The organism is Deltaproteobacteria bacterium (assembly GCA_016875225.1).
GTDB lineage: Bacteria > Myxococcota_A > UBA9160 > SZUA-336 > SZUA-336 > VGRW01.
This window is the reverse complement of record VGRW01000042.1, coordinates 23172-29605: the sequence shown is the minus strand read 5'-3', so window position 1 is coordinate 29605 and position 6434 is coordinate 23172. Positions and strand designations below refer to the sequence as shown.

Genomic DNA, 6434 nt, shown 5'->3' with positions numbered 1-6434 from the left:
CGAAGCGGAGATGACGGAGGCGGTTCTCACCACGAGCGAGCCCGTGCGCCGGATCGGCGCTCGGCAGATCGTCGCGGGCGCGGCGGTGCTCGCTCTGGCTGGCGTGGTCGCGTACTGGTTCGTCGCGATCCGCGGTTACGAGACGACCGACGACGCGTTCGTCGAGGGGCACATGGTCTTCCTGTCCCCGCGCGTCTCGGGCCAGATCGCCGAGGTTTTCGTCGACGAGAACACGCGGGTGCGCGAAGGCCAGGTGCTCGTGCGGCTCGACCCCTCCGACTACGATGCCCGCGTCGCACATGCCCGCGCCGACGTGGACGCGGCGAGAAACCGGATGTCGCAGTCGAGCGCGGCGGCCGACGCGGCGGCCGCGCAGGTTCGCGCGGCGCAGGTCCGGCTTCTGCACGCGGAGCAGGAGCTGGTGCGGATGCGGGGGCTCTTCGCGCAGCGCGTGGCCAGCACCGCGCAGCTCGAGACCCTGGTCGCCTCCCGAGACGCGGCGATCGCGGACGTCCACGCGGCCGAGCAGCGCGAGATCGCCGAGCGGGCCGCGCTCGGCGGCGACGCGCCCCTGCGCCAGGCCGAGGCTGCGCTGCGCGAGGCGGAGCTCGCGCTCGCGCACACGGAGATCAAGGCGCCGTTCGACGGCGTGATCGGCCGGAAGTCGGCCGAGCGCGGCGCGAACGTCGCGCCCGGCCAGCCGCTGCTCGCGCTCGCGGCGCAGTCGGGAAACTGGATCACCGCGAACTTCAAGGAGACGCAGGTCGGCCTGATGCGCCTGGGCGATCCGGTGCAGATCCGCGTGGACGCGTTTCCCGATCGCACCTGGCGCGGTCGGGTCGAATCGATCTCGCCCGCGACCGGCGCGAAATACGCCCTGCTCCCGCCCGACAACGCGACCGGCAACTTCACCAAGGTGGTGCAGCGCGTGCCGGTGCGGATCGCGCTCGATCCGCAGCCCGCGCGCGATGCCCCCGACGTTGCGGCCGCGCCCGACTCACCATGGCCGGGTGACTCCCTGGCCGTCGGCCTCTCGGTTCACGTGAGTGTCCGCGTCCGATAGCGCCGCCTCCGCGCCCGCAGCGGAGTTCAAGATGGGCCTTCGGACCTGGCTGATGCTCTTCGGCGTCATGCTGGCGCTGATCCTCGAGATCCTCGACTCGTCGATCGTGAACGTCGCCCTGCCCTCGATGATGGGGAACCTGGGCGCGACGGTGGACGAGATCTCCTGGGTCGTGACGAGCTACATCATCGCCAACGTCATCATCATCCCGATGACGAGCTGGCTCGCCGGGCGCTTCGGACGGCGCCGCTACTTCGTGGGCTCGATCCTGATCTTCACCGCCGCGTCGTTCCTGTGCGGGCTCGCGACCACACTGCCGCAGCTGGTGATCTTCCGCGTGATCCAGGGCCTGGGCGGCGGCGCGCTGATGTCGATGTCGCAGTCGATCATGATGGAGACGTTCCCGCCGCGACAGCAGGGGATGGGTCAGGCGGTCTTCGGCATGGGCGTGACGCTGGGGCCGAGCCTGGGCCCGACGCTCGGCGGCTGGATCACGAACGCCTGGTCGTGGCCGTGGATCTTCTACGTCAACATTCCGCTGGGCCTGCTCGCCGCATATCTGTGTTGGAGCCATCTGCCCGAGCCGCGCTGGGTGCGCCGCGCCGAGACCACCGACTGGCTCGGCATCGTCCTGCTCGTGGTCGGGATCGGCGCGATGCAGACCTTCCTCGAGCGCGGCAACCGCCTCGACTGGTTCGAGAGCGAGCTGATCGTCGCCCTCGCGCTCACCGCCGCGTTCTGCGTGGCTCTGTTCGTCTGGCACGAGCTTCGCGTCGAGCATCCGATCGTGGAGCTGCGCGTGCTGCGCCACCGCGCGCTCGTCGTCGCCTGCGTCTGCGGCGCCGTGCTCGGCGTCGGGCTCTACGGCAGCGTCTTCCTGTTCCCGCTCTACACGCAGCAGGTCCTGGGCTGGACCTCGTGGCAGTCGGGGCTGGCGATCGCGCCGTCGTCGCTGGCGACCGCGTTCATGATGCCGGTCGCCGGACGCCTGCTCTGGCGCACGGGACCGGGGCCGCTCTTCGGCCTGGGCATCGCGCTGTTCATCCCGACGCTCTGGGCCATGAGCCACTGGACGCTGCAGTCCGGAACGATGGATCTGTTCTGGCCGCAGATCGGCCGCGGCGTGGCGCTCGGCCTGATGTTCGTGCCGCTCTCGACCTCGGCGCTGCGCAGCCTGCCGCCGCAGGAGATGCTGCAGGGGGCGGGGCTCTACAACCTGTTCCGGCAGACCGGCGGAAGCATGGGGATCGCGATCCTCGCCACGCTGGTCGACCACCGCGCGGTTCTGCACCACGCCTACCTGGCGGAGGCCGTGACTCCGTTCAGTGTCGTCGCGCAGCAGCGGATGCAGTCGCTGGTCGGCGGGCTCGCCTCGCGCGGGCTGGACCCGAGCAGTGCGCTCGGCGCGGCGCGAGAGCTGATCGACGGGACGATCACGGCGCAATCCGCGGTGCTCGCCTTCCGCGACTGCTACCTCGTGATTCTGGTCCTGTTCCTGCTCATGATCCCGCTGGTTCCGCTTCTGCGCCGCCCGCCCGACGTCGTGAAGTCCTGAAGAAGGAGATCGAGACATGACCGAGCCGCAGTTCCGCTCCGCGACCGAGCTGGCCGCCATGATCCGACGCCGCGAGCTCTCGAGCCGGGAGCTGCTCGAGCTCTTTCTCGCGCGGATCGAGCAGCAGAATCCGCGCCTGAACGCGGTGGTGACGCTCGACGCTGCGGGAGCGCGCGACGCCGCGAAGCGGGCCGATGCGGCTCTCGACCGCGGCGAGTCCTTCGGGCCGCTGCACGGGCTGCCGATCACGATCAAGGACAGCTTCGAGACCGCGGGCGTGCGCACGACCGCAGGCTCGCCGGGGCTTTCGAATCACGTCCCCACGACCGACGCGGACGCCGTGAAGCGCCTGCGCGGCGCCGGCGCGGTGATCCTCGGCAAGACGAATCTCCCCGTCTTCGCCGGGGACGTGCAGAGCTACAACCCGGTCTTCGGCACCACGAACAATCCCTGGGATGCGACGCGCACGCCGGGAGGCTCTTCCGGCGGCGCGGCGGCCGCGCTCGCCGCGGGGCTCAGCGCGCTCGAGCTCGGCAGCGACATCGGCGGCTCGATCCGCACGCCGTGTCACTGGACCGGCCTCTTCGGCCACAAGCCGACGCACGGCATCGTGCCGATGCGCGGGCACATCCCCGGACCGCCGGGGTCGCTCGCCGAGATGGATCTAGCCGTCGCAGGCCCGATGGCGCGCTCGGCCGAGGACCTCGACCTTGCGCTCGGAGTGCTCGCGGGCCCGAGCGAGGATCGTGCCCGGGCCTGGCAGCTCGCGCTGCCGGCTCCGCGCCACTCCGAGCTTCGCTCCTACCGCGTGGCTGCGTGGCTCGACGACCCGGACTTCCCCGTGTCTACACCGGTCGGTGACCGGCTTCGCGAAACGGTCGGGGCGCTGCGCGCGGCGGGCGTCGAGGTGAACGAGAAGGCCCGGCCGTTCGAACGCCTCGGCGAGGTCGTCCCCGTCTACCAGGATCTGCTCTGGGGCGCGATGATGGCCGCCTACCCGGACGCGGTCTTCGAGGCATTCGTCCGCCATGTCGAAGCGAACCCGAACGACCCGAGCGCGTTCGGCCGCATGGCGCGCGGCGGGGCGCAGCGCCATCGCGACTGGTCGCGCGCGGACGAGGCGCGCGCCCGGCTGCGCGCGCGCTTCGCGGCGTTCTTCCGCGAGTTCGACGTGCTTCTCATGCCGGTGAATCCGGTGCCGGCCATCCCGCACGACCACAGCGAGCCGATGTTCGCGCGCTCGATCGCCGTGGATTCCGCCGCGCGCAGCTACATGGAGCTTCTGGCGTGGATCTCGCCGGCGACGCTCTGCGCGAACCCCGCCAGCGTCGCGCCGATCGGCCGCACGCGGGACGGGCTTCCCGTCGGCCTGCAGATCGTCGGCCCGTACCTGGAAGACCGCACGACGATCGACTTCGCGCGTCGGATCGGCGAGCTGCTGGGTGGATTCACGGCGCCGCCCGGCCACTGAGTCGCGCGCAAGCGATGCGCAGCCGATCGGCAGGATCGTCTGCCGGTTTTCCGCGACTCCCACGGACTTCCACTCACTCGGGCGCGGGACGCACGCGGCGCGCGCCGCGCGGCGGCACACGTGTTGCGCCGGTCTCGCCCACCTGAAACGGGAGCTGGACATGCGGATGGTCACGTGGGTGCGGAATCTCGGCCTTTGCAGCGCAGTCGTGGTGCTGGCCGGCTTCGCCGCCGGCGATGCGAACGCGGCGTCGATGACCGTGCACGGCTGGACGCTCGGCGAGCGCGTCAACGTGCGAAGCGCCGGGCGAACCGGCTGGGTGAACACCGCCGAGCTCGACGTCACCTACGACGGGCGCGACGGGTTCTCCTACTGCGTCGACCTGGCGCAGAACATCGGCGCGGGAACCTCGACCGGCTGGGACACGCTCCAGGCCGACCTGAGCCAGAGCGTGCTCCGCGCGCCTGGCTGGTCGAGTTCGCGCGGCCGCAGTTCGATGCGCTCCTGGCGCCCGGTGCCGAGGCATCGGCCCAGGGCGTGAGCCGATCCACCGCGATCGCCGGCCTGCAGGTCGCGATCTGGGAAGTGATGGGCGACGCGCCGGGTCACTACGATCTGTTCAGCGGCGGGTTCTCGCTCGCGAGGGGCGGCGCGAGCGCTGGCGTGATGAACTTCGCGCGCGACTTCCTCGGCGAGCTCGAGTCGCGCGGCCTCGACGAATTCGAGACCCGCGCCACTTGGGCCCGCCACGCGAACCGCCAGGATCAGATCGTGATCAATCCGATCCCCGAGCCGAGCTCGCTGATCCTGTTCCTCGCGGGCTCGAGCCTGGTGGGCTTCGCCGTCGCGCGCAAGCGCGCGTAGCCGCGGCCCGGTCAGGGACGCTCGGCCTCGCGCCCGCGAACGACGCGCTGGCCCGCGCGCGGACCGCTGCGCTCGGTCACGACCGTGCACTGCCCCTCGCGTCCATCGCGCTCGAAGTAGATCACGACCCAGTCGCCCGTCGTGCCGAGCTCGTGTGCGCGCGCGGTGTTCGAGTAGAGCGCCGTGAAGGCCCAGGGCGCGCGCTCCGTGTGAAGCACGGGCAGCCAGGCCTTCTTCCCGGGGTTGAAGCGACGCGGCGTGATCGTGCGCAGCGCGTGCGAAGCGGCCTTGCGCCGGTACTCGCGGTCGACATCGAGAAGTGTCGCGACGTCGGGCCGCGATTCCGGCCGCGTCTCGCGCTCCGCGACGCGCTTGCCTCGCCGCGAAGCCTCGCGCCCGAGGATCCCCGCCAGCGCCTGCTGCACCGCGCGCACCCGCCGCGCCCCGAAGCCGGGAACCCGCGCGAGCCGGCCGTCGTGCGCCGCGAGCTCGAGCTCCTCGAGCGACTCGATCCCGAGCTCCGCGTGCACTCGCCTGGCCAGTTCCTCGCCGATCCCCGCCAGGGTCGTGTAGCGGTCCTCGGGCGAGACCTGCCCGGCCAACCGCTCGAGCAGCGACGAGCGGCCGGTGCGAACGAGCTCCGCGATCACGCTCGCCAGGCTCCTGCCGATCTCGGGCAGCGCGTCGAGCGCCGCGACGCCGCCGCGCTCGTACAGCGCAGCCATCGGCTCTGGTGTCGCGCGCACGCGCTCCGCACCGCGCCGGTACGCGCGCACGCGGAAGCCGTCCGCGTCCTGTGTCTCGAGCAGATCCGCGATCCGCGACAGCGCGTCCGCGATCTCGACGTTCGAGATCATCCCGGGTGCTGCGACCGGGACCGCGCGTTCAGCGTGAATCCGGCGCGGTCCGCGAACACGGCTTCGACCTCGAATCCCTTCCGCTCGACCAGCGCCCTCGCCTGATCCTGCGTGAGCGCGTCGGGGTCGCCGATCGTCTCCGTCAGCGAGAGCAGACCTCCGGGCCGCAGCACGCGGCGCATTGACTCGATGCAGCCTTCCGGGTCGGGGACTTCGCCGAGCACGGCGACGAGGAACGCGACGTCGAACGAGCCGGCGCGGAACGGGAGGCGCGCGCCGTCGCCCTGCACGAAGGCCGCATTCGCGGCGCGATGGCGGGCGAGCCGGCGCCGCGCCTTCGCGAGCATCTCGCGCTGCAGGTCGTAGAGCACGAGCCTCCCGGAAGGAACCGCCCGCGCGACCGCGACGCTGAAATAGCCCGGACCGGGGCCGATCTCGAGCACGTTCGACTCGCGCCGCAGGTCCAGTCGCCGCAGCAGAACGCCCGGCGGCTGGATCAGCCGGCGCAGCGGGATCGTGAGCAGGAACGCGAGCTCGTGCGGGTACGCGCCCCGCCCCGTGAAGCGCCGCCAGACGTCGCGCCAGCGTGAGAGCGCCATCGCGTCCACTCTAGCCGTGCGCGGC

At 71.7% G+C, this 6434-nt stretch carries 7 protein-coding genes; 5 read left to right on the top strand and 2 right to left on the bottom strand.

The window, feature by feature from the left end; genetic code table 11:
- The first annotated feature begins 10 nt into the window (after positions 1-10).
- From FJ108_11425 to FJ108_11405, 5 genes are all read left to right on the top strand, one after another.
- On the top strand, positions 11-1063 hold the full coding sequence (locus FJ108_11425; GenBank protein ID MBM4336505.1) for an HlyD family secretion protein: 1053 nt from the start codon (positions 11-13) through the stop codon (positions 1061-1063).
- Positions 1064-1094: 31 nt separating this feature from the next.
- On the top strand, positions 1095-2618 hold the full coding sequence (locus FJ108_11420) for a DHA2 family efflux MFS transporter permease subunit (protein ID MBM4336504.1): 1524 nt from the start codon (positions 1095-1097) through the stop codon (positions 2616-2618).
- Between the two features lie 16 nt (positions 2619-2634).
- Positions 2635-4089 (top strand): amidase, encoded by a 1455-nt coding sequence (locus tag FJ108_11415; protein ID MBM4336503.1) that lies wholly within the window; start codon positions 2635-2637, stop codon positions 4087-4089.
- Positions 4090-4249: 160 nt separating this feature from the next.
- Positions 4250-4630 (top strand): hypothetical protein, encoded by a 381-nt coding sequence (locus tag FJ108_11410; protein ID MBM4336502.1) that lies wholly within the window; start codon positions 4250-4252, stop codon positions 4628-4630.
- The gene (locus FJ108_11405; GenBank protein MBM4336501.1) at positions 4627-4953 is read left to right on the top strand and encodes a PEP-CTERM sorting domain-containing protein; all 327 of its coding nucleotides are present in this window, start codon (positions 4627-4629) and stop codon (positions 4951-4953) included. Before FJ108_11410 ends, FJ108_11405 begins: the two co-directional genes overlap by 4 nt.
- Before the next feature lie 11 nt (positions 4954-4964).
- Here FJ108_11405 and FJ108_11400 read toward each other — a convergent pair whose 3' ends face one another.
- Entirely contained in the window at positions 4965-5810 is an 846-nt protein-coding gene (locus tag FJ108_11400) for a DNA-binding protein (GenBank protein ID MBM4336500.1), read from the bottom strand.
- On the bottom strand, positions 5807-6409 hold the full coding sequence (locus FJ108_11395; protein MBM4336499.1) for a class I SAM-dependent methyltransferase: 603 nt from the start codon (positions 6407-6409) through the stop codon (positions 5807-5809). The genes FJ108_11400 and FJ108_11395 overlap by 4 nt, the downstream gene beginning before the upstream one ends.
- Positions 6410-6434 lie beyond the last annotated feature (25 nt).